Genomic DNA, 23,670 nt, shown 5'->3' with positions numbered 1-23,670 from the left:
CACTGTTGGTCGGCAATGCCTCGGCTAGTACTGCGGTTTACCGCGTGGAACGTTGGGCCGGCGCCGGGGAGAGTGATTGTTCATGAAGCACACTGTTGGGTCCTGAGGCAACACGCCTTGGGCTAACCCCGAGGGACGTTTGTTTCTGGTGTGGTGTTTGAGAACTGTAGAGTGGATGCGAGCATCTTTGTGGTCAAGTTGTTAAGGGCACATGGTGGATGTCTTGGCTTCAGGAGCCGATGAAGGACGTAGGAGGCTGCGATAAGCCTCGGGGAGCTGTCAACCGAGCTGTGATCCGAGGATTTCCGAATGGGGAAACCCAGCACCAGTGATGTGGTGTTACCCGCACCTGAATATATAGGGTGTGTGGAGGGAACGCGGGGAAGTGAAACATCTCAGTACCCGCAGGAAGAGAAAACAACCGTGATTCCGTGAGTAGTGGCGAGCGAAAGCGGAAGAGGCTAAACCGTTTGCATGTCAAGCTGTCAGGCGTTGTGCAGACGGTGTTGTGGGACCCGCCTTGAAGAGGCTGACACTTCTTCGGGTTGTTGTGCTGGTTAGTGGAACCGCTTGGGATGGCGGGCCGGAGTGGGTGAGAGCCCCGTACGCGAAAACCAGTTTCAAGGACCTTGGTGGTGTTCCCGAGTAGCAGCGAGCTCGTGGAATTTGCTGTGAATCTGCCGGGACCACCCGGTAAGCCTAAATACTTCCTGAAGACCGATAGCGGACGAGTACCGTGAGGGAAAGATGAAAAGTACCCCGGGAGGGGAGTGAAAGAGTACCTGAAACCGTGTGCCTACAAGCCGTCAGAGCCTTTGGGTGATGGCGTGCCTTTTGAAGAATGAGCCTGCGAGTTAGTGCTGCGTGGCGAGGTTAACCCGTGTGGGGTAGCCGTAGCGAAAGCGAGTCTGAATAGGGCGCCCATAGTCGCGTGGTCTAGACCCGAAGCGGAGTGATCTACCCATGGCCAGGGTGAAGCGACGGTAAGACGTCGTGGAGGCCCGAACCCACTTAGGTTGAAAACTGAGGGGATGAGCTGTGGGTAGGGGTGAAAGGCCAATCAAACTCCGTGATAGCTGGTTCTCCCCGAAATGCATTTAGGTGCAGCGTCACGTGTTTCTTGCCGGGGGTAGAGCTACTGGATGGTCTAGGGGCCTTACCGGGTTACCGAAATCAACCAAACTCCGAATACCGGTTAGTGAGAGCGTGGCAGTGAGACGGCGGGGGATAAGCTTCGTCGTCGAGAGGGAAACAGCCCAGAACACCAGCTAAGGCCCCTAAGTGTGTGCTCAGTGGAAAAGGATGTGGGATTGCCCAGACAACCAGGAGGTTGGCTTAGAAGCAGCCACCCTTGAAAGAGTGCGTAATAGCTCACTGGTCAAGTGGTCCTGCGCCGACAATGTAGCGGGGCTTAAGCACACCGCCGAAGCTGTGTCATTGACACAATAGATCCATGCGAGCCCTTGAGGTTTGTGTGTAGTCGTGTTGATGGGTAGGGGAGCGTCCTGCACCCAGGGAAGCCGTGGCGGAAGCTAGCGGTGGAGGGTGTGGGAGTGAGAATGCAGGCATGAGTAGCGAATGCAGAGTGAGAAACTCTGCCGCCGGATGACCAAGGGTTCCTGGGCCAGGCTAATCCGCCCAGGGTAAGTCGGGACCTAAGGCGAGGCCGACAGGCGTAGTCGATGGACAACGGGTTGATATTCCCGTACCCGAGCATGTGCGCCCATGACGAGGCGTTTGATACTAACCACCCGAAGCGTGCCGGCGAAGCCTTCGGGCCTAGTTGGCACTGTGGAGCGTGGGACCTGATTTCGTAGTAGTCAAGCGATGGGGTGACGCAGGAAGGTAGCTCCGCCAGGCGATGGTTGTCCTGGTATAAGCGTGTAGGCCGGAACATAGGCAAATCCGTGTTCCATGAGGCTGAGACGTGATGTGTAGCCGTTTGAGGCGAAGTAGAGTGATCCTATGCTGCCGAGAAAAGCCTCTAGTGAGTGCATGCACGGCCCGTACCCCAAACCAACACAGGTGGTCAGGTAGAGAATACCAAGGCGATCGGGTGAACTGTGGTTAAGGAACTCGGCAAAATGCCCCCGTAACTTCGGGAGAAGGGGGGCCAAACATCCTGAAGCTCTTCTCGAGCTAGGGGTGGGTGGCCGCAGAGACCAGCGGAAAGCGACTGTTTACTAAAAACACAGGTCCATGCGAAGTCGCAAGACGATGTATATGGACTGACGCCTGCCCGGTGCTGGAACGTTAAGAGGACCGGTTAACTCCTTCGGGGGTGAAGCTGAGAATTTAAGCGCCAGTAAACGGCGGTGGTAACTATAACCATCCTAAGGTAGCGAAATTCCTTGTCGGGTAAGTTCCGACCTGCACGAATGGCGTAACGACTTTCCGGCTGTCTCAACCACAGGCCCGGCGAAATTGCACTACGAGTAAAGATGCTCGTTACGCGCGGCAGGACGGAAAGACCCCGGGACCTTTACTATAGTTTGGTATTGGTTTTCGGTTCGGCTTGTGTAGGATAGGTGGGAGACTGTGAAGCTGCGACGCTAGTTGTGGTGGAGTCGTTGTTGAAATACCACTCTGGTCGAATTGGGAATCTGAACCTCGGGCCATGATCTGGTTCAGGGACAGTGCCTGATGGGTAGTTTAACTGGGGCGGTTGCCTCCTAAAGGGTAACGGAGGCGCCCAAAGGTTCCCTCAGCCTGGTTGGCAATCAGGTGTTGAGTGCAAGTGCACAAGGGAGCTTGACTGTGAGACAGACATGTCGAGCAGGGACGAAAGTCGGGACTAGTGATCCGGCACCTCCTGGTGGAAGGGGTGTCGCTCAACGGATAAAAGGTACCCCGGGGATAACAGGCTGATCTTGCCCAAGAGTCCATATCGACGGCATGGTTTGGCACCTCGATGTCGGCTCGTCGCATCCTGGGGCCGGAGTAGGTCCCAAGGGTTGGGCTGTTCGCCCATTAAAGCGGCACGCGAGCTGGGTTTAGAACGTCGTGAGACAGTTCGGTCCCTATCCGCCGCGCGCGTAGGATACTTGAGGAAGGCTGTCCCTAGTACGAGAGGACCGGGACGGACGAACCTCTGGTGTGCCAGTTGTTCTGCCAAGGGCATGGCTGGTTGGCCACGTTCGGAAGGGATAACCGCTGAAGGCATCTAAGCGGGAAGCCTGTTCCAAGATGAGGTATCCCACCCCTTTGTGGGTTAAGGCCCCCAACAGACCATTGGGTTGATAGGCCAGAAATGGAAGCACAGTAATGTGTTGTCGAGTTGACTGGTACTAATAGGCCGAGGACTTGCCTACAAAGATGTTACGCATCCACTCTACGGTTCTGAAACACCACATCAGGTGTGTTGTTTCGGAGTGTTTCGGTGGTTTTAGCGTCAGGGAAACGCCCGGTCCCATTCCGAACCCGGAAGCTAAGCCTGACAGCGCCGATGGTACTGCAACCGAAGGGTTGTGGGAGAGTAGGACACCGCCGAACTTACCTTCCGTACGGCCCGTTAGGATAGCCAGTTGGCTGCCCTAGCGGGCCGTACGCGTATGTCCAGAACAAGATTTTTTCCACGGCAGGAGGCCAGGTGTCCGAGTTCGGTCGACGAGACTCAAGCGATGATGGGTCCGGCCGGTCGGCACGCCGGGACGAAGGCTCCCGGGGCCGGTCGGACGGACCCCGGAAGAGCCAGGGCGGCGCGCGGCAGGACCGCGGCGGCCGCGACGGCGGTTACCAGGGGCGTCCGCGCCGTGACGACCGCGGTGTCCGCGGCGGCGGCAAGCCGTTCCGCGGCGGCGACGGTCCCCGCGACCGCGACCAGCGCGGAGGACATGCCGGTCAGGGCCGTGGTGACGACCGCCGCGGCGGTTACGGCAGCCGCGACTCCGGTGGCCGTCCGGGTGGTGGCCGGTTCTCCGACGGGCCGAACCGTTCCGGCGGCGGCCGCTTCGAGGACCGTGGGGCAGGCCGTCCGGGCGGGCGGTACGAGGACCGGGGCAACAGCCGGTCCGGCACCCGCAACGACAGCCCGGGCCGCAGCTACGACGACCGGGGCGGCCGGCCGCAGGGCAAGTCGTCCTACGGCGACCGCAAGCCTCGCTGGGACAGCAACCGCCGCGACGAGGAACGCGGCAACCGCACCGGCGGCTTCCGCTCGGACGACCGCGGCCGCGGCGGGTTCGACCGCGACCGCCGCGACGATTCGCGCGGTGGCGCCCGGACGGGTGGCTTCCGTTCGAACGACCGGCGCGACGACGACCGCGGCGGCGCCCGCTCGGGCGGGTTCCGCTCGAACGACCGGCGCGACGATTCGCGGGGCGGTTACCAGCGCCGCGACGACGACCGCGGCACCCGTCCGGGTGGTTTCCGCTCCGACGACCGCGGCCGGCGCGACGATTCGCGCGGCGGCTACCAGCGGGACGACCGTGGCGCCCGCACCGGTGGCTTCCGCTCCGACGACCGCGGCCGCGGCAGCGGCGATCGCCGCGACGACCGGGGTGGTTACCAGCGCCGCGACGACCGGGCCGGCGGGTTCCGTTCGGACGACCGGGGCCGGGCCGGCAGCGACCGCCGCGACGACTCGCGCGGCAGCTACCAGCGGCGCGACGACGACCGCGGCACTCGGCCGGGTGGTTTCCGCTCGGACAACCGCGGCCGCGGCGGCAGGGACGACTCGCGTGGTGAGCGCGGCAGCTACCAGCGCCGCGATGACGACCGACGCGAGGATTCGCGTGGTGAGCGCGGCAACTACCAGCGCCGTGACGACGACCGACGCGAGGATTCGCGTGGCGAGCGCAGCAGCTACCAGCGCCGCGATGACGACTCGCGCTCCGACAGCCGTGACAGCCGCGACAACCGTGACAACCGCGGCGAGCGCTCCGGCGGCTTCCGCGACTCGGGCAAGCGCTACGACCGCGACAGCCGCCCCCAGGGTGATCGCAAGGACCGTCCCCGCCGGGACCCGCGGACCAAGGTCGGCGCCGCCCTCGATGACGAGGCCCTCGCCAGGGAACTGCTCGAGGCGCCCGAACTCCCCGAGGACATCGAGTTCTCCGACCTCGACGAAGAGGTCCGCCGCGAGCTGCGGACGCTTCCGAAGGGCCTGGCCGAGACCGTCGGGAAGCACCTCGTCGCCGCCGGTGGGCTGATCGACAGCGATCCGGAGGCCGCCCTCGAGCACGCCAAGTACGCCAAGGCCAAGGCCTCGCGCGTGCCGATCGTGCGCGAAGCTCTCGGCCTGGTCGCCTACCACGCCGGCAACTGGTCCGAGGCTCTCTCCGAGCTGCGGGCCGTCCGCCGGATGACGCGCAGCGACGAGCACATCGCGATCATCGCCGACGCCGAGCGGGCCCTCGGGCGGCCCGAACGCGCCCTCGACCTGGCGAAGGAAACCGACACCGCGAAGCTGAACAAGGCCACCCAGGTCGAGCTCGCGATCGTCGCGGCCGGGGCGCGGCGGGACCTCGGGCAGCTCGATGCCGCCGTCGTCTCGCTGCAGGGTGACGACCTGAAGGCCGAGAAGCGCGACCCGTGGAGCGCTCGCCTCTTCTACGCCTACGCCGACAACCTCGAGGCCGCCGGGCGCAAGGACGAGGCCATCCGGTGGTTCCTCAACGCCGCCGAGGCCGACGCCGAGGACGAGACCGACGCCGCCGAGCGGGCCGCCGACCTGTCCAACGAAGCCACCGAAGCAGAGAAGGACACCGAAGCGACCGATGAGTGACGCTCTCCTCGCGGCCTACGACGCGGTCCTCTTCGACCTCGACGGCACCGTCTACCACGGCACCCGGGTGATCCCGGGTGCCCCGGAGACGGTGCGGGCCGCGCGGGAGCACGGCACCCCCGTCCGGTTCGTCACGAACAACGCCTCCAAGGCCCCCGACGAGGTCGTCGCGCACCTCACCGGGCTCGGCCTGCCCGCCGAGACCGCCGAGGTGCACACCAGCGCCCAGGCCGGCGTGCAGCTGCTGAAGGAACGCCTGGACGCCGGCGCCGAGGTCCTCGTCGTGGGGACCGAATCGCTCGCCGCCGAAGTGCGGCAGGCCGGGCTGAAGCCGGTGCGGGAGAACGCCGAGAGCGTCCAGGCCGTCGTGCAGGGGCACTCACCGGACAACACCTGGGCCGCGCTCGCCGAGGCCTGCCTGGCCATCCGGGCCGGTGCGCTCTGGGTGGCCTGCAACGTCGACGCGACGCTGCCCAGCGAACGCGGCCTGCTGCCCGGCAACGGCTCGATGGTCGCCGCGCTGCGGACCGCCACCGACGTCGAACCGCTGGTCGCCGGGAAGCCGCAGCCCCTGCTGTTCGACACCGCCGCGCGGTCGGCGGGCGCTCGGAAACCCCTGGTCGTCGGCGACCGGCTCGACACCGACATCGCCGGCGCGGTCGCCGCGGGCATGGACTCCCTCGTCGTCCTTTCGGGGGTCGCGACACCGAAGCAGCTGATCGAGGCCGTCCCGGCCGAGCGCGGCACCTACCTCGCGAAGGACCTCACGGCGCTCACCGAGCGCGCCGAAGACCTCAAGATCGGGCCGCGGCCGGGCTGGACCGTGACCGTCGAACACCAGACCCTGACGGCGGAGGGTGACGGCGACCGGCTCGATCTGCTCCGGGCGCTCTGCCACACCGCCTGGGAGACCGGCGTCACCGAACTCGGCGAGCGCGCCGAAGCAGCACTGTCCTGACTGATACCGTTTGCACTGTGCAGGACCACCCTTACCCCGTCCCGGGCCCGCCGCCCGGTTCGTTCTCGGCGCAGACCGACCCGCGGGCCGGCATCGACGAAGCCGTCGCCGGGCTGGACGACCTGGACGCGCTGCCGCTCGCGGAGCACGTCGAGCGCTTCGACGCCGTGCACACCGAGCTGACGGTCGCCCTGTCCAGCATCGACAAGGTCTGATCGGCGTGCCCAAGCGGGCCCGCCTCGACGCGGAACTGGTCCGGCGCGGCCTCGCCCGGTCGCGCGAGCAGGCCTCGGCCCTGATCACCGGCGGCAAGGTCACCGTCCGCGGGATGGTCGCGTCGAAGCCCGCCACCGGCGTGGAATCCGACGCCCCCATCGTCGTCAAGGACGAAGACGACCCCGGCTGGGCCTCCCGCGGCGCGCACAAGCTCCTCGGCGCCCTGGAGGCGTTCACGGAGCTGAACGTCGAGGGCAAGCGCTGCCTCGACGCCGGCGCGTCCACCGGCGGCTTCACCGACGTGCTCCTGCGCAACGGCGCGGCCACCGTGATCGCCGCCGACGTGGGTCGTGGCCTGCTGGACTGGCGGATCCGCACCGACGAACGTGTGGTGGTCATGGATCGCACCAACGTCCGCAACCTCACCCCCGAGGACCTCGGCGGCCAAGTCGACCTGATCGTCGGGGACCTGAGCTTCATCTCCCTCAAGCTGGTGCTGCCCGCGCTCGCGGCCTGCGCGCGCGACGGCGCCGACCTGGTGCCGATGGTGAAGCCGCAGTTCGAGGTGGGCAAGGACCGCCTCGGCAGCGGTGGCGTCGTCCGCGACCCGGCACTGCGGGCCGAGTCGGTGCTCACCGTCATCGACGAAGCCGCGAAGCTCGGGCTCGCGCTGCGCGGGGTGACCGCCAGCCCGCTGCCCGGGCCGTCCGGGAACGTCGAGTACTTCGTGTGGCTCAGCAAAGCACACCTGGCCGAGTCCACTGTGGACGCGGTAAACAGGTCTGAGGCCGAGCGGCTCGTCCGGACCGCCGTCGAAGAAGGGCCCGCATGACCACCGAACGTGAAGTGCTCCTCCTGGTGCACCCCGATCGCGAAGCGACCGGCGAAGCCGCGCGCGAGGTTTCGGCGCGCTTCGCCAAGGCCGGCATCCGCATCCGGGTGACCGAGCACGACGTCTGCGCGCTGATCAACCCCGAGCAGCACGGCGTCGGCGCGACCTGCACCGTCGTCGACCAGGACGACAACCCCGCCGACGGCGTCGAGCTGGTCTTCGTCCTCGGCGGCGACGGCACGCTGCTGCGCGCGGCCGAGCTGGCCCGCCCCGCCGGGGTGCCGGTGCTCGGCGTGAACCTCGGGCGCGTCGGCTTCCTCGCCGAAGCGGATTCCGACGCGCTGGCCGACACCGTCCAGCGGGTCGTCGACGGCGACTACCAGGTCGAAGAACGGATGACCATCGACGTCACGGTCACCCACGACGGCGAAGAGGTCGCCCGCACCTGGGCGCTCAACGAGGCCAGCGTGGAGAAGAGCACCCGGGAGCGGGTGCTGGACGCGCTGATCGAGGTCGACGGCCGTCCGGTGTCCGCCTTCGGCTGCGACGGTGTGCTGTGCGCCACACCGACCGGCTCGACCGCGTACGCGTTCTCGGCGGGCGGGCCGATCATCTGGCCGGACGTCCAGGCGCTGCTGGTGGTGCCGAGCAACGCGCACGCGATGTTCGCGCGGCCGCTGGTCGTCTCCCGCGACTCGGTGATCACCGTCGGGATCGACCCGGACGGCTCGTCGGCCGTGCTGACCTGCGACGGGACCCGGCCGATCGACCTGCCGCCGGGTGCGCGGGTCCGGGTGACCTGCGGCAAGACGCCGGTGCGGCTGGTCCGGCTGTGGGACGGCCCGTTCACCGACCGCCTGGTGCAGAAGTTCTCGTTGCCGGTGAAGAGCTGGCGCGAGCGCCACGCGCGTCCCTGCGAGTAACCACCGCTTAGCGCTTTATTCGAACATATTGGCGACGCGCCGGGTGCCCGCGCGCGCAGAGTGTCGGTGGGGGCCGCTACCGTAGGCGGCGTGCTGGCCGAGATGCGCATTCAGGGCCTCGGAGTCATCGAGGACGCCCTGCTGGAACTGCACGCGGGTTTCACCGTCGTGACCGGTGAGACGGGTGCGGGCAAGACCATGGTCGTCACCGGGCTGCACCTGCTGTCCGGTGGCCGCGCCGAGGTGTCCAAGGTCCGGACGGGGATGCTCAAGGCGTTCGTCGAAGGGCGGTTCACCTACTCCGGTGTCGAAGGTGCCGAGCGGATCGTCGCCGACTCGGGTGCGGACGTGGACGAGGACGGCAGTGTGATCGCGCTGCGCGCGGTCGCCGTCGACGGGCGGTCCCGCGCCCACCTCGGCGGCCGGTCCGTGCCGGTCGGCGTGCTCGCGGAGCTGTCGGAACAGCTGATCGCGGTGCATGGGCAGAACGACCAGCTGCGGCTGCTGCGCCCCGCCGAGCAGCGCGCGGTGATCGACCGGTTCGCCGGTGACGCGGTGGCGAAGCCGCTGCAGGCCTACCGGGAGATCCGGTCCGAGTGGCTGGCGGTGATCGCCGAGCTGACCGAGCGGTCGACGCGCTCGCGGGAGATGGCCCAGCAGGCCGACCTGCTCAAGCACGGCCTGACCGAGATCGACGCCGTCGCGCCGGAACCGGGCGAGGACGACGAGCTCACCGCGCAGATCAAGCGGCTCGCGGCGGTCGACGAGCTGCGCGCCGCGGCCACCGAGGCGCACGTCGCGGTGTCCGGCTCCCCGGACGGCGACCCGGACGGGCCGGGCGCGCTGGGCCTGGTCGGGGAGGCGCTGCGGCGGCTCTCGACGGCCGAGGACGCCGTGCTGCGCGAGCTGGCCCCGCGGCTGGAGGAAGCGTCGGTGCTGCTCTCCGACGTCGGGGCCGAGCTGGGCACCTACGTCGAGACGCTGGACGCCGACCCGGCGCTGCTGGAGAAGGTGCTGGCCCGCCAGGCCGACCTCAAGCGGCTGACCCGCAAGTACGCGGCGGACGTGGACGGCGTGCTCGCCTGGGCCGACGACGCCCGGCGCCGGCTGGAGTCCATGGACACCTCGGAGGAGGCGCTCGCCGAACTGGCGCTGCGGCGCGACCAGCTCGCGATCCAGCTGGCGGCGCACGCGGCCGAGGTGTCGGCCGCTCGCGAGACGGCGGCGGCCGACCTGGCCGCGGAGATCACCCGGGAGCTGTCCGGCCTGGCGATGGGCCAGGCGGCCATCGAGGTGACGGTCGAGCAGCGCCCGGCCGAGCACGGCGACACGCACGCGCTGACGATCGACGGCCGCGCGGTGCACGCGGGCCCGGACGGCGTCGACGACGTCGAGCTGCTGCTGCGCGCCCACGACGGTGCACCGCCGCTGCCGGTGCACAAGGCGGCCTCGGGCGGCGAGCTGTCGCGGGTGATGCTGGCCATCGAGGTGGTCCTGGCCCACGCGGACACGGTCCAGACGCTGGTGTTCGACGAGGTCGACGCCGGTGTGGGCGGCCGCGCGGCGGTCGAGATCGGCCGCCGGCTGGCCCGGCTGGCGCGGACGCACCAGGTTCTGGTGGTGACGCACCTGCCGCAGGTGGCGGCGTTCGCGGACCAGCACCTGGTGGTGGACAAGGGCCACACCGGCGGGGTCACCCGCAGTGGCGTGAAGAACCTGAGCCAGACCGAGCGGGTGAGCGAGCTGGCCCGGATGCTGGCCGGCATGGACAACGAGACCGGCCGGGCGCACGCCGAGGAGCTGCTGGCGACGGCCGAGAAGGACAAGACGGAGTTCGAGCCGAAGAAGAAGCGCGCGGCGAAGAAGAAGTAGCGCTGGGGCACCGGAGGCGCCCCAGCGGGCGCCGCGTCAGCAGGCGTCGGGGTCTTCGACGCCCGGCGGCGGGGTGAACAGCTGCTCGAAGGTCTGGTCGACCAGCTCCAGCACGTTGCCGAACGGGTCCTCGCAGAAGCAGAACCACGATTCCGGCCCGACCTGGTGGATCTTGCTGCGCTGGCGGCCACCGAACAGCGTGATGCGCTTGGCGGTCTCTTCGACCTTTTCGACCGTGAAGCAGATGTGGAAGATGCCGGTGCGCCAGTAGTCGAAGTTCTCGACGCGGCGTTCGGCGACCGGGCCGGTGAACTCGAACAGCTCGATCCCGGTGCCGCCCGGCATGACCAGGTGGGCGATCCGGGCGCTCTGCCACCCCTCGCCGTAGATGTCCGACGCGGGGCCGCCGCCGGGCGCGTCGCTGCTGATCGCGAACGGGCCGAGCAGCAGCTTGAGCCCGAAGACGTGCTGGTACCAGGCGACCGCGCGGTCGAGGTCGGTCACGGACAGGGCGGCGTGGTTGAAGCCGGTCCGCAGCGCGGGCCGCGGCAGGCCCTCGAGCGCGGCGAGGCGCGGCGCCGGGATGTCGGGCAGGGTGGGAACGGCCGGCACCGCGCCGGTTCCGGCAACGCCGGCATCGCTGGACAGCATGGGCAAACTCCTGGGTGCGTGGAAACGTGGCACAATGCGATCGCCCCCACGGAAGATGCATTGCACAGCCGTCGGCTGTGCGACCCAGTATCCGGGCTACTCACGATTAATCTTCCTGAGAATTGTGACAGCGTTCGGATACGGACCGGAAACCCACAGTCACCACGCTGCGGCGAATGGCCCAGCCCCGCCTTTCCCCTGATGGTGGCGTGGTCTGTCACTTTCCAACCGGAATTCCCGAAGGTGGCGGGCAACGGCCGGGCGCATTTGTTAAACGAATGGTAAATGACACTCGGGAAATCGAATACCGGGCGGTGAAATGATCGAATCCCGACCGGCCGTGCGGAGAGCCGTTCGTGCGGTGCGCCAGCGCGTCGTCCGTCCCGTGCGGCAGACCGTGCGAGGCTCGCAGCTGCCCTGTCCAGCGTGTTCGCCCGCGAAGGAAGGATCCCCGATGCGCGCGGTGGTACTGCGAGAACCCGGTCCGGTCGAAAACCTCGAGCTCACCGAGCTCCCGCTGCCCGAGGTGAAACCCGGCTGGGTCCGGATCGCGGTCAAGGCGTTCGGCCTCAACCGGTCCGAACTGCACACCCGGCTCGGGCTGGCCGAAGGCGTCACCTTCCCGCGCGTGCCCGGGATCGAGGCCGTCGGGGTCGTCGACGCCGATCCGAGCGGACGGCTCGCCGAAGGGCAGCAGGTCGCCACCATGATGGGCGGCATGGGCCGCACGTTCGACGGCGGCTACGCCGAATACACGCTCGTGCCCGGGAACCAGGTCATCCCCTTCCGCTCCGAGCTGCCGTGGGAGGTCATCGGCCAGGTGCCGGAGACGCTGCAGACCGCGTACGGCTCGCTCACCACCGGCCTCGACCTGCGCGGAGGCCAGACCCTGCTCATCCGCGGCGGCACGTCCGCGCTCGGCTTCGCCACCGCGACCCTGGCGAAGGACCTCGGCGCCACCGTCTTCGCGACCACCCGGCAGCCCGGCAGGCTCGAAACCCTGCGCGAACACGGGGTCGACCACCCGCTCCTCGACGACGGCGACGTCGCGACGCAGGTCCGGAAAATCGCCCCCGACGGCGTCGACGCCGCCCTCGAACTGGTCGGGACGCCGACCCTGCCGGACACCCTGAACGCCACCCGCGTGCACGGGACCGTGTGCTTCGCCGGCATGTTGTCCAACGAATGGACGATCTCGAACTTCTATCCGATCGGCTACCTTCCCGCTGGGGTCCGGTTGACCGCTTATGGTGGTGAGGCGGACGACCTGCCTGCTTCCGTACTCCAGCGGTACCTCGACCGGATCGCGGCCGGCGAAGCCGGCCTCGGCCCGGCGAAGGTGTACTCGATGGCGGAGATCCGGCAGGCGCACGACGACCTGGAGCACAACCGGACGGCGGGCAAGCTCGTCGTGCTGACCGGCCGAGCGGAGGGAGCCGCCCCGTGATCCTGCCGCCGCCCGCCGATGTCGAAGCCCAGCTCGCCGCCGCGCGGCGGGACGACGACCTCGACCGCTACCTCGGCCTGCTCGCCGGCGAGGAGCTGTTCGTGCCGATCCGGCGGGTGGACGCCCGGAGCATCCTCGACGAGCGGGCGGAGACCTTCCCGAACGTCTACCACGAGACCGGCGGCGACGAGTTCCTGCAGGTCTTCACCCGTGGCGCGCTGCCCGACCTCGGCCCGGACGTGGTGGCCATGAGCGGCGCGCTCGACTGGGCGGTCGACGGCGTCGGGCGGCACGAGCGGGTGGTGTTCAACCGCGGCACCCGCGGCGAGTGGCGGCTGGCGGGGGCGACGCTGCAGCCGTGGCTCGACGCGCACGCCGACGAGGTCACCCCGCTGGACGAGCAGGTCGAGCGGCTGATCACCGCCCCGTACGGGCACCTCGAAGGCCCGATCGCGCACGCGCTGGCCTGCGGGGCGCACCTGGCCGTGCTCAACGCGGCGCCGTGGAACATCCTCGACGGCCGCTACCACGACTACGTCGCCGAGGTGCGCACCCTGCGGGACTGGTGGGGCGTGCCCGACCCGCCCGGCTGGCGCACGACCATGACCGGCCTGATCGGCGACGGCTACGCGCTGACGCCCGGCAACCTCGTCCTCATGCTGCGGCTGCGCTTCGCCGCCGAGTACGGGCTGCCGGGCGCCGAGTTCGACCCGCTGACCTGGGCGCAGCTGGTCGACCGGTGGTGCACGGAGAACGACGCCGAAGACCAGGCGGGCGAGCTGCGGGAGACCGTCCGCCGGGTGTCCCGGTACGAGCGGCGGCTGCGCGCCGACGGACTGGTCGACGCGGACGGCTGCGTGACGACGGCGCTTTCGTGGGACGTCGGCCGCGCGATCGCCATCGCCCGCGGCGGGCTGGCGGCCGGGTACTGCGACGCGCTGAGCGCCGAGCTGATGGTGCTCGAAGCCGGATCCCTGGCCCGTCGCTACCACCAGTCATGGGCCGACCTGTCGGCGGGGTACGTCATGGGCCGGGTGCTGCACGCCGGCGAGGACGAGTTCGGCGAGTGGTACCCGGCGGCCGTGCGGGTCCACCACCAGCTCCTTCAGGACCCGGCGAGCCCCTGGCTGAACCTCGATTTCGGCTCCCTGTCGGAGGAGTCCGAGGCCTGACCCGTGCGGGGGAGGTCACCACAACGAGTCACCTCGGCTACGGCGTGGCGAGCATCGTCCCATGAGCAAATTTGTCACCATCGGCCACATGAAGCTCACGGGCCTGCTCACGCGGAATCAAGAACCCCTGCCGGGGATCACCGGGGTCGCCCGGGTCGACCGCCGCACCCGGGAGCTGCTGCGCCGGATCAGTCCCGGCGACATCGTCGTGCTCGACCAGCTGGACCTCGACCGCGCGACGGCCGACGCCCTGGTCGAGGCGGAGGTCGCGGGCGTGGTCAACGCGTCGCCGTCGATCTCCGGCCGGTTCCCCAACATGGGCCCGGAGATCCTCGTCGCGGCCGGCATCCCGCTCGTCGACTCGGTCGGCGGCGACCTGCTGCGCTCGATCAAGGACGGCACGAAGCTGCGGCTGCTCGACGGCGTCGTCTACATCGGCGAGCGGCAGGTCGCTTCGGGCATCGCGCAGACCGCCGAGAGCGTCGCCGACCAGATGATCGAGGCCAAGGCCGGGATGTCGACCCAGCTGGAAGCGTTTTCGGCCAACACCATCGAGTTCCTGCGCCGTGAGCGCACCCTGATCCTCGACGGTGTCGGCGTCCCCGAGCTCAAGGTGGCGCTGCGGGACCGGCACGTGCTGGTCGTCGCGGGCGGCAACGGGCACGCCGAGGACCTCAAGAAGCTCAAGAAGTACATCGCCGAGCACCGGCCGGTGCTCATCGGGGTCGACGCGGGCGCCGACACCCTGCGGGTGCAGGGCTACCAGCCGGACGTCGTCGTCGGCGACCCCACCGGCATCGGCACCGCGACCCTGCGCGGCGGCGCCGAGGTCGTCGTGCCCGCCCAGCCCGACGGGCACGCGCCCGGCGTCGAGCGGATCCAGGACCTCGGCATCGGCGCGGTGACGTTCCCGGCGTCGGGCAACGCCGAGGACCTCGCGCTGCTGCTGGCCGACGCGCACGGCGCCAGCCTGGTCGTCACCGTCGGCTTCCAGGCCACCCTGCGCGAGTTCCTCGACCACGGCCGGTCCGGCTCGAACCCGTCGACGTTCCTGACCCGGCTGAAGCTCGGCACCAAGCTCGTGGACGGCAAGGCGGTGGCGACGCTGCACCGCAACCGGGTGTCGATCGGGGCGGTGGTCCTGCTCGTGCTCGCCGCGGTCGTGGTGGTCGCCGCGGCCCTGCTGGTGTCGGACGTCGGCTCGGTCTACCTGGACTGGCTCAAGCACACCTGGAATTCGTTCTTCGCCTGGGTCAAGGGATTGTTCACGTGATTTCGCTGCGCTACCACGTCGTTTCCATCGCCGCCTGCTTCCTCGCGCTGGCCGTCGGTGTCGTGCTCGGCTCGACCGCGCTCAACGGCACGCTGCTGTCCGGGCTGGCGGGGGAGAAGAAGGACCTCGGCAGCCAGGTCGCCGACCTCGAGGCGCAGCGCAACGCGCTCAACGCCCGGCTGGCCGACGCCGACGCCTTCGCCGGCTCGATGGGCCCGAAGGTCGTCGCCGGTGCGCTGGACAAGCGGTCGGTGGTGCTGGTGACCACCGAGGACGCCCGCCCGGCCGACCGGGACGCGCTCAAGCAACTGATCGGCCAGTCCGGCGCGTCGGTGACCGGCGAGGTCCAGCTGACCTCGGCGTTCGCCGACCCGGAGAAGGCCGACCAGCTCCGCGACGTCGTCACGCGGCTGCAGCCGGCCGGGTCGAAGTTCCCGACCGCGGGCGATTCGGGCACGCTGGCGGGCGCGCTCCTCGGCTCGGTGCTGCTGCTGGACAAGACCACGGCCAAGCCGCAGTCCTCGCCCGAGGAACTGGCGGCGGCGCTGAGCGGGCTCGGCGACGGCGGGTTCGTCAAGGCGGGCCAGGACGTCAAGCCCGCCCAGCTGGCCGTCGTGCTGACGGGCGCGCAGGCGACCGGCGACGGCGCGGGCGACCGCGCGGCCACGATCGCCCGGTTCGCGACCCAGCTCGACCGCAGCGGCGCGGGCACGGTCCTGGCGGGCGACGCCGGTTCCGCGGACGGCACCGGCGCGCTGGGCGTGGTCCGGGCCGACACGTCGGCGACGTCGATCCTGTCCACAGTGGACAACGCGGACACCTCGGCGGGCCGGGTGAGCGCGGTGCTGGCCCTGAAGGAACAGCTCGACGGCGGCGCGGGCCGCTACGGCGTGGCGGGCAACGCCCAGGCCCCGGCCCCGGGCGTCACCGCACCGGCCGGCAACTGATCCCGGCCGGCGCGGTTCAGCTGACCGGCTCGAACAGGTGGGAGGCGTTCTCCCGGGTGAGGGAGCCCAGGTCTCCGGCGCCACCGGGGTTGTAGGTGACGTTGGACCCGCCGTAGTTGCTGTTGAAGTAGACCTTCACGACGTAGCGCGTGGTGTTGTTCTTCGCCGATCGGGCGTTGTTCTTGATGCACTGCCCGTAGCCGGCGAGACCCGGGGTCTTGAACTCGTAGCAGTCCGGCTGGGTCCTGCCGTAGTTCGGGATCGACCCGCTGAAGTCCGAGACGGATCCGGTTTCGCCGGGGCCGTAGTACAGGCAGAACTCGCCCGTTTCGCAGACGCCGTTGCGGGCCGTCGCCGCGTTCGCCGCCGGTGCGGCCGTGGCGAGCGAGGCGACGGCTGCGCCGACGGCGAGCAAAGCCCGGACAAGGTGCTTCTTCACGGTGACCTCCCGAATCGGTTGTGCCCTGCCGTGACCACACGCTCCGGCCGGCATCCCGGTTGAGGGCCGCCGATGCTGATCACCCGATCGGAGGAGGGCTACCGCAGCGGCGGGTCGAGCGGGAAGCAGGACACCCGCACCGGCCACGTGTCGCCGCCGGTGGGCAGCGGCATCTGCTTGAGCGCCGCGGCCGCATCGGTGTCGTGGGCCTCCTCGGCCGCCGCGTGGAAGATGTCCGCCGCGATCGACTGGTCGAACACGCCGATCTGCTGGTGCGGCCATGCCGATGCGCCGTGCAGGGCCGCCGGGATCAGCTGGTCGACCACCTTCCGCAGCGTCACTCCGTTCGGCGCCCGGTACTTCCAGACGTCGACGCCCAGGTTCTTCCCCACTTCCGCCAGCCGGCCCCACGCCGTCAGGTTGAAGTTGACGTAGTGCCACGACATCGTGCGCGACAGCTCCAGCGGCTGGCTGCCGTCGGCGGCGAACTGGACTCCGAAGCGCTTCTGCTCGGCGTCGAGCACGATCTTGCGAGCGGCGTCGCGGTGACCCAGGTACGCCGAGATCACCGCGTTCTGCATGTCGAGGAACGTGCCGTGGTTGTTGGTGGCGGCCAGTTCCAGCTTCGCCTGCGGGCTGGTCTGCATCCAGCCCAGGTACTGCGTGAGCCACGCCTTGATCCCGGAGCGGTCCTTGCCCGTCCAGCCCGGCGCGCCGCCGTCGAGGAGCGCGAACGCGTCCAGCAGCTGGCTGAACGACTGCGTCGAGTCGATGATCCCGGTGCCGCTGACCGTGTTCCGGCACGGCACGATCTGCGAGTACGTCATGTTCGGGTTCATCTTCGTGGCCGGGTCGAGGAACCACGTCCGGATGTCCAGCGCCGCCCGCTTCGCGTACTTCGCGTCGCCGGTGTAGTACCAGGCGAGCGAGAGGTAGTACATCGCGTCCCAGGCCCACATCCGGTAGGTGTGGTCGGTGATCGCGTCGGCCTCCGGGTTGCGCTGGCCGTCCTTGCTGACGTACGGGCAGCCCTGCGGGTTCTCCGGCGTCTTCGGCTGACTGGCCCACCAGTATGGAGCTTGGCTCGTGTAGTCGTGCTTGTCGCCGCTCGGCGGCGCGGACGGCTTGTCCATGACCGACCACGGCCCGGCCGTGAGCGCGGTGTCCGCCTTGGCCAGCACGACCTTCAGCGCGTCACGCTGGGCGGCGGTGGCGTGCCCGCCGCGGATCGCCTGCCGGATGTTCGCGAGCTTGGCGCCGTCGGTGACCACGGTGTGCGGTGGTGACGCGGCCACCGCCGTCCCGCTCACCGGGACCACCACGCTCACCGACAACGCCAGTGCGCAAAGAACCCTTCGCACGTCGACCGCCTTCCGGGGACGGCAAAATCCCCACGTCGTCACCGGGCGGCGGTACGGCTGCAGGGATTCTGACCGGGCGGAGCGGCGGGTGTCAATCGGGCCAGACGCGCCTCTTGGGCCGTGGCCGCGCGTAGGAACCCGCGCGGCTCGTCTTCAACCCCAGCGCCACCAGGGATTCCGCGAGCCGGATCCCGGCCGCGACGCCGTCGATGACGGGAATGTCCAGCATCGTCGCGATCTTCCGGTCCAGGCCGGTCATCCCGGCGCAGCCGAGCACCAGCACCTCCGCCCCGGCGTCCCGCGCGCGGCGGCCGGCGGTGAGCAACGCCGATTCCGTGCGGCGTTCGTCGGTCAGCTCTAGCACGCCGAGGCCGGCGCCGGTCACCGTGACGCAGTTCTGCGCCACCCCGGCGGCGTGCAGGCTGTCCTCGATCAGCCCGCACGTCCGGTCCAAAGTGGTCACCACGCCGTAGCGCCGGCCGAGCAGGCAGGCCAGGTGCGCGGCCGCCTCGGTGATGTCGACGACCGGGACGTCCAGCAGTTCGCGGGCGCCCTCGCGGCCGTGCTCGCCGAACCCGGCGAGCACGACGGCGTCGAACGGTTCGTCCAGGCCCCGCAACAGGTCCAGGACGGCCGCCGCGGAGAGGAAGCTGTCCAGCCAGCCCTCGGCCGACTCCGGCCCCCAGCGCGGGGTCCTGGCGAGGATCTCGGTGCCGGGGCTCGCGGCCGCGCGGGCGCCGGCTTCGATCTCCTTCGTCATCGCCTCGGTGGTGTTGCAGTTGGTGACGACGATCCTCATCGGTGTTTCCTCGACACCGCGAAGTACAGGGCCGCGGACGACGCCGTGCCGATGAACCACGAGTACGGCGCGGCCGGGGCGAAGAACGGCACCAGCGCGATGACGGCGGACAGCGCCGCGGTCGGGAAGAACGTCACCAGTGCGCGCGGGTTCACCCGAGGGTAGCTCCCGCCGTCGACGAACAGCTGGGCGACGTCGACCTTGCCCCGCCGGATCAGGTAGTAGTCGACGATCATGATCCCGAACAGCGGGCCGAGGAACGCACCGAGCCCGCCGAGGAAGTAGTTGACCACCGCCGGCGAGGAGTACAGCTTCCACGGCAGCACGCACAGCGCGGCGACCGCGCTGATCATCCCGCCGATGGTGAAGGTGATCCGCTTCGGCCAGATGTTGGCCAGGTCGTAGGCGGGGGAGACGAAGTTGGCGACGATGTTGACGCCCATGGTGGCGACGGCGAACGTCAGCGCGCCGACGATCAGCACCGGCGTGTTGTGCACCTTGGCCAGCAGCTCGGCCGGGTCGGTGATGGCCTCGCCGAAGACCTGCATGCTGCCCGCGGTGACGATCACCGACAGCAGCGCGAACGCCGTCGAGTTGATCGGCAGGCCCCAGAAGTTGCCGCGTTTCACCGTCTTCTGGTCCGGGGCGAACCGGGAGAAGTCGCAGAAGTTGAGCATGAGCGTGCCGTAGGTGGCCAGGATGAGCCCGGCCGCGCCGAACCACTGCCGGATCTGCTCCCCGGTGGACAGCTGCTTCGGGCTGCTGGTGAAGGAGATGTTCCAGTGGCCGGCGGCGAGGATCCAGACGGCGAGGGCGATCATCACGACCCAGATCGCCGGGCCGCACCAGTCCTGGAACTTGCGCACCGACTCCATGCCGCGGGTCAGGATCAGCGCCTGGACCGCCCACAGCGCGACGAAGCAGATCCAGCCGAGCGCGTGCAGGCCGAGGAACCCGTGTTCGGTCAGCGGTTTCAGGCCGGGGTCGATGGCGAGCACGAGCAGCGTGATGGCGACGCTCGCGAGGTAGGTCTGGATGCCGTACCAGAAGATCGCGATGATCGCCCGGATCAAGGCGGGCAGGTTGGCGCCGAACGTGCCGAAGCTGATCCGCGCGACGACCGGGAACGGGACGCCGGTGCGCTGGCCGATCCGGCCCATCAGGTTCATGCCGATGTAGATGATGATGAAGCCGAACAGCAGCGCGGTGAACACCTGCCAGGCCGAGAGCCCGAGCACGAACAGGCCGGCGGCGAAGGTGTAGTTGCCGAGGTTGTGCACGTCGGACATCCACAGCGCGAAGATGTCGTAGACCTTCCACCGGCGTTCCTCGGCCGGGGCGAGGTCCTCGTTCCAGAGGCGGGGATCGGGCGGCGGAGTCGTCTCTTGAGAGGATGCGGTGAGCGGGGCGGCGGTCATGCGGGCCCTCCGATCGACGTGGCAGCACGGCGATTTGGGATACCAAACTTTGGAATCCCAAATATCGCCCCGTGGTCGGGCGGAGTCAACCCTCCGGCCGATAAACTCGTGTTACGGCCGGTTACGGCGGTGTTGAAGGAGGGGCGCGGTGAACGAGCGGCAACCCCTCGCGGCCACCCGGCAGCGGGTTCGCGAGGAGCTGCGCGAGCGGATCCTGACCGGACGGCTCCGCCCGGGCGACCGGCTGGTCGAGCGCGAGCTGGCCGAGGACCTCGGCGTCTCCCGGGTGCCGGTCCGCGAGGCCATCCGCAGCCTGGAGGCCGAGGGGTTCCTCGTCGTCCAGTCGCCGCGGCGGGTGGTCGTCCGGCAGCTCGCCCGGGTCGACGTCGAGGAGCTGTTCGACGTCCGCGAGGCGCTGGAAGGCCTGGCCGCCGGGCTGGCGGCGTCCCGCGCGAGCGCGGCGGAGCTCAAACGGCTGGAGCGCGCCCTCGCCGACGCCGCCCGCGCGACGTCCCGCGGCGACGCCGCCGGATCACCGTGCTCAACTCGCGCTTCCACGACGAGATCGTCGCCATCGCGGGCAACGCCCTGCTGACCACGATGCTGCAGCCCCTCGAGGGCCGGCTGCGCTGGCTCACGAGCCAGAACGAACACTGGGCCGAGCTGCTGGACGAGCACCGGCGGCTCTACGAAGCGATCGCGTCGGGGGATGCGGAGCGGGCCAAGGCGTCCGCGGTGGAACACGTGCGGGTGAACCGTGAGGTGACACTGCGTTCCCTTTTCGACGCAGAACCCGGTGAGCGACCCGCGGGCTGAGTGCCGTCCCCTTTGCCGGGGAATGCGCACCCGCGCCCGGTTTTTCAGCCATTCGCACCAGCGGCGACCCGACTTCGGTCGGTGTCACGCCGCCGAACGGCTGCTTACGGTCTTCGTTCACCGGTCTCGCCGACCGGGATCCCCGCCGTCCGGGAGGTTCACCGTGCGTAGTGCACCAGTACTGGCCGCCGCCTTCACCCTCGCCCTGACCGTCACCGGCGTCGCCGAGGCGGCACCCGCCGGTCACGGCCACGCCCAGCGCGTCTGCTCGGTCGCGCCGGCCGGGTTCGCGGCCTGCAACGCCTGGCTCAACACCGACGACGTCACCGCCTTCGCCGCGGCCGCCACGCCGTCCGGGCTCGGCCCGGCCGACCTGCTCTCGGCGTACAATCTCGGTTCACTCGCGGGCAGCGCGGGCGCCGGACGCACGATCGCCATCGTGGACGCCTACGACGCCCCGACCGCCTTCGCCGACGTCAACGTCTACCGCGCCCAGTACGGCATCCCCGCGCTCGCGTCCTGCACGCCGTCGTCGATCAACGCGAGCACCACCGCCTGCTTCGCCAAGGCGGACCAGAGCGGCGGGACCGGCTACCCGCGCAAGGACGGCGGCTGGGCCCAGGAGATCTCCCTCGACCTCGACATGGCGTCGGCGATCTGCCCGAAGTGCAACATCCTGCTGGTCGAGGGCACCTCGTCGAGCTTCGCCAACCTCGGCACCGCGGTGAACACCGCGGTCCGGCTCGGTGCCGAAGTCGTCAGCAACAGCTACGGCGGCGGCGAGTTCTCCGGCGAGGCGAGCTCCGAAGGGCAGTACTTCAACCACCCGGGCGTCGCGATCACGGTCAGCTCCGGCGACTCCGGCTACGGCGTCGAGTTCCCGGCTGCCTCCCGGTACGTCACCGCGGTCGGCGGCACCAGCCTGAAGAAGGCGTCGAACACCCGCGGCTGGAGCGAGACGGCGTGGAGCGGCGCGGGCAGCGGCTGCTCCGCCTACATCACCAAGCCGGCGTGGCAGACCGACAGCGGCTGCGGCAAGCGGACGGTGGCCGACGTGAGCGCCGTCGCCGACCCGGCCACCGGTGTCGCCGTCTACGACAGCACGGCCTACCAAGGCCGCTCCGGCTGGCTGGTGTTCGGCGGCACCAGCGTCGCGGCGCCGGTCGTCGGCGGCGTCTACGCACTGGGTGGTGTCAGTGGTGTCACGGGGGCGAACACTGTGTACTCGCACACATCGTCGCTCAACGATGTGAGCGGCGGCAGCAACGGCTCGTGCGGCGGTGGCTACCTCTGCACCGCGGTGACCGGGTACGACGGCCCGACCGGCCTCGGTACTCCGAACGGGGCCGCCGCCTTCTGATTTTCGTTACCAGGGGCCACCACCCGGGCGCGGCGACGCCCGGGTGGTGGCCCCTCACGCTGAGCATTAACATGATCACCGTAGTCGTGCATTCCCAGCGGGAGTGGCATATCCGACACGCCAGAGAAGCCCCGCCAACAGGCGCCTCCCAGCGGCTTCATGGGAAATTCACAGAATGGGTGGCAAGTCTGACAACGTGAACCACGCCGACGACGGTGCCGGAACGGCGGCACGATGACGACTGCCCAGGCCACGCTCGAGGCCCCCGCCCGCGGTAGGAGACCGGGCGGCAAAGCGCCCTACCTCCACCAGATCGACCTCTTCCGGTTGGTCACCTTCGCCTGCGTCATCCTCATCCACGTGGTGGGCGCGACGAACTTCGCGCAGGACGTCGGCGCCAACGCCGTCGAGACGCCGCTGCACTTCACCCGCGAGGCCTTCTTCGCGCTCACCGGGTTCGTGCTCGTGTTCCAGAACCGCCGCCGCGAGTTCACCGCGGGCGACTTCTGGCGGCGGCGGCTCCCGCTGGTCGCGACGCCCTACCTCGCGTGGTCGATGTTCTTCTGGGCGTACTCGCTGGTCACCGGGCAGCAGCAGCCGGGCTCGCTCGAGGCGTCGATGCGCCTGCTGCTCAAGGACCTCGTCACCGGCGGCGCCTGGTACCACCTGTACTTCCTGCTCGTGACGATGCAGGTCTACCTGCTGTTCCCGGTGCTGATGAAGCTGCTGCGGGCGACCGAGGGCAAGCACGGGTGGCTGCTGCTCGGCAGCGGGCTGGTGCAGGTCGGCGTGACGCTGTTCATGACCTACCAGCCGCTCGGCGTGAGCTACGAGACGATCACCCACCTGTACGGCACGATCCTGCCGTACCAGTTCTACACGCTGTTCGGCGCCGTGGTGGCCATGCACTTCGAGACCGTGCACGCCTGGGCGGGACGGCACCGGCTGCTCCTCGCCTGCCTGTTCGTCGTCGTGCTCGCCGGCACCGAGTGGTTCTACTTCCGGACGGTCCACAGTGGAACGTTCCCGCAGGTGGCCAGCGACCCGTTCCAGCCGTACCTGATCCCGTGGTTCCTCACCGTGATCGTGGCGATCTACGCGTTCGCCACCCGGTGGGCGGCCCGCCGCCGGGAAGGCAGCCGCGGGGCACGGGTGGTCTCGTGGGCGGCGAACCGGTCCTTCAGCATCTTCCTGGTGCACCCGCTCGCGCTGGCGCTGCTCGGGCCGGCGATCCCGCACGTCGCGGAGCGGTTCGGCGCGCCGTGGCTGAGCATCGTCATCTACGTGGCGACGATCGTGCTCACCGTCCTGATCGTGGAGGTGCTGCGGCGGCTGCCCGGCAGCCGGGCGCTCACCGGACGGCCGCGGCTGACGCCGGCGAAGGCCGCGGCTTGACTCACCCGGGCGGGTGGCGGGAGTCATATCCGGAGCTTGGGGCGAGTCACAGCGCGCGGATCCGCA

The 23,670-nt window shown here is 69.3% G+C and carries 17 protein-coding genes, 2 rRNA genes and 1 pseudogene; 15 read left to right on the top strand and 5 right to left on the bottom strand.

Going from position 1 to position 23,670, the window contains the following annotated elements:
- Positions 1-191: 191 nt before the first annotated feature.
- From HUT10_RS12135 to recN, 8 genes are all read left to right on the top strand, one after another.
- A 23S ribosomal RNA gene (locus HUT10_RS12135) occupies positions 192-3,311 on the top strand.
- Positions 3,312-3,375: 64 nt separating this feature from the next.
- Positions 3,376-3,492: ribosomal RNA gene (rrf, locus tag HUT10_RS12130) — 5S ribosomal RNA — on the top strand.
- Positions 3,493-3,589: 97 nt separating this feature from the next.
- A complete protein-coding gene (locus HUT10_RS12125; protein WP_176171290.1) occupies positions 3,590-5,725 on the top strand; it encodes a hypothetical protein in 2,136 nt (711 codons plus the stop codon).
- The gene (locus HUT10_RS12120; protein ID WP_176171289.1) at positions 5,718-6,683 is read left to right on the top strand and encodes an HAD-IIA family hydrolase; all 966 of its coding nucleotides are present in this window, start codon (positions 5,718-5,720) and stop codon (positions 6,681-6,683) included. Before HUT10_RS12125 ends, HUT10_RS12120 begins: the two co-directional genes overlap by 8 nt.
- A 17-nt stretch (positions 6,684-6,700) precedes the next feature.
- Entirely contained in the window at positions 6,701-6,898 is a 198-nt protein-coding gene (locus HUT10_RS12115) for a hypothetical protein (protein ID WP_176177793.1), read from the top strand.
- A gap of 5 nt (positions 6,899-6,903) precedes the next feature.
- Positions 6,904-7,731 carry a TlyA family RNA methyltransferase gene (locus HUT10_RS12110; protein WP_217709592.1) on the top strand — a complete coding sequence of 276 codons (828 nt, stop codon included), beginning with the start codon at positions 6,904-6,906 and terminating at the stop codon, positions 7,729-7,731.
- On the top strand, positions 7,728-8,654 hold the full coding sequence (locus tag HUT10_RS12105; protein WP_176171288.1) for an NAD kinase: 927 nt from the start codon (positions 7,728-7,730) through the stop codon (positions 8,652-8,654). Before HUT10_RS12110 ends, HUT10_RS12105 begins: the two co-directional genes overlap by 4 nt.
- Before the next feature lie 90 nt (positions 8,655-8,744).
- Entirely contained in the window at positions 8,745-10,526 is a 1,782-nt protein-coding gene (recN, locus tag HUT10_RS12100; RefSeq protein WP_176171287.1) for a DNA repair protein RecN, read from the top strand.
- A 36-nt stretch (positions 10,527-10,562) separates the two neighbouring features.
- Here the strand turns inward: recN and HUT10_RS12095 are convergent, their stop codons facing one another.
- The gene (locus HUT10_RS12095) at positions 10,563-11,177 is read right to left on the bottom strand and encodes a VOC family protein (protein ID WP_176171286.1); all 615 of its coding nucleotides are present in this window, start codon (positions 11,175-11,177) and stop codon (positions 10,563-10,565) included.
- 454 nt (positions 11,178-11,631) lie between these two features.
- On the opposite strand from HUT10_RS12095, the gene HUT10_RS12090 reads away from it, so the two are divergent.
- The 4 genes from HUT10_RS12090 (at position 11,632) to HUT10_RS12075 (ending at position 16,016) form a co-directional block, all read left to right on the top strand.
- Positions 11,632-12,624 (top strand): zinc-binding alcohol dehydrogenase family protein, encoded by a 993-nt coding sequence (locus HUT10_RS12090; protein ID WP_176171285.1) that lies wholly within the window; start codon positions 11,632-11,634, stop codon positions 12,622-12,624.
- Positions 12,621-13,796: a DUF1266 domain-containing protein gene (locus HUT10_RS12085; RefSeq protein ID WP_176171284.1), complete on the top strand. Its 1,176-nt coding sequence runs from the start codon at positions 12,621-12,623 to the stop codon at positions 13,794-13,796. The genes HUT10_RS12090 and HUT10_RS12085 overlap by 4 nt, the downstream gene beginning before the upstream one ends.
- An 88-nt stretch (positions 13,797-13,884) precedes the next feature.
- Entirely contained in the window at positions 13,885-15,069 is a 1,185-nt protein-coding gene (gene steA, locus HUT10_RS12080; protein WP_176177791.1) for a putative cytokinetic ring protein SteA, read from the top strand.
- Entirely contained in the window at positions 15,066-16,016 is a 951-nt protein-coding gene (locus tag HUT10_RS12075; protein WP_176171283.1) for a copper transporter, read from the top strand. The genes steA and HUT10_RS12075 overlap by 4 nt, the downstream gene beginning before the upstream one ends.
- Before the next feature lie 16 nt (positions 16,017-16,032).
- Here HUT10_RS12075 and HUT10_RS12070 read toward each other — a convergent pair whose 3' ends face one another.
- The 4 genes from HUT10_RS12070 to HUT10_RS12055 form a co-directional block, all read right to left on the bottom strand.
- The gene (locus tag HUT10_RS12070) at positions 16,033-16,455 is read right to left on the bottom strand and encodes a peptidase inhibitor family I36 protein (RefSeq protein ID WP_254896840.1); all 423 of its coding nucleotides are present in this window, start codon (positions 16,453-16,455) and stop codon (positions 16,033-16,035) included.
- 98 nt (positions 16,456-16,553) lie between these two features.
- The gene (locus HUT10_RS12065; protein WP_176171281.1) at positions 16,554-17,816 is read right to left on the bottom strand and encodes an alginate lyase family protein; all 1,263 of its coding nucleotides are present in this window, start codon (positions 17,814-17,816) and stop codon (positions 16,554-16,556) included.
- A gap of 91 nt (positions 17,817-17,907) precedes the next feature.
- Positions 17,908-18,615: an aspartate/glutamate racemase family protein gene (locus HUT10_RS12060; RefSeq protein WP_176171280.1), complete on the bottom strand. Its 708-nt coding sequence runs from the start codon at positions 18,613-18,615 to the stop codon at positions 17,908-17,910.
- Entirely contained in the window at positions 18,612-20,033 is a 1,422-nt protein-coding gene (locus HUT10_RS12055) for an NCS1 family nucleobase:cation symporter-1 (RefSeq protein WP_176171279.1), read from the bottom strand. Before HUT10_RS12055 ends, HUT10_RS12060 begins: the two co-directional genes overlap by 4 nt.
- A 148-nt stretch (positions 20,034-20,181) precedes the next feature.
- Here HUT10_RS12055 and HUT10_RS12050 point away from each other — a divergent pair.
- The 3 genes and pseudogenes from HUT10_RS12050 to HUT10_RS12040 all read left to right on the top strand — a co-directional run bounded on the left by HUT10_RS12050 (position 20,182) and on the right by HUT10_RS12040 (position 23,604).
- Positions 20,182-20,849: pseudogene (locus HUT10_RS12050) on the top strand (GntR family transcriptional regulator).
- Positions 20,850-21,012: 163 nt separating this feature from the next.
- Positions 21,013-22,209 carry a S8 family serine peptidase gene (locus tag HUT10_RS12045; RefSeq protein WP_176171278.1) on the top strand — a complete coding sequence of 399 codons (1,197 nt, stop codon included), beginning with the start codon at positions 21,013-21,015 and terminating at the stop codon, positions 22,207-22,209.
- 234 nt (positions 22,210-22,443) lie between these two features.
- Complete coding sequence (locus HUT10_RS12040; protein ID WP_176171277.1) at positions 22,444-23,604, top strand: acyltransferase; 1,161 nt, start codon at positions 22,444-22,446, stop codon at positions 23,602-23,604.
- The last annotated feature ends 66 nt before the right edge of the window (positions 23,605-23,670 follow it).

Origin of the sequence: Amycolatopsis sp. Hca4 (assembly GCF_013364075.1) — a bacterium.
Classification (GTDB): domain Bacteria; phylum Actinomycetota; class Actinomycetes; order Mycobacteriales; family Pseudonocardiaceae; genus Amycolatopsis.
This window is presented reverse-complemented; position numbering and strand designations above follow the sequence as displayed.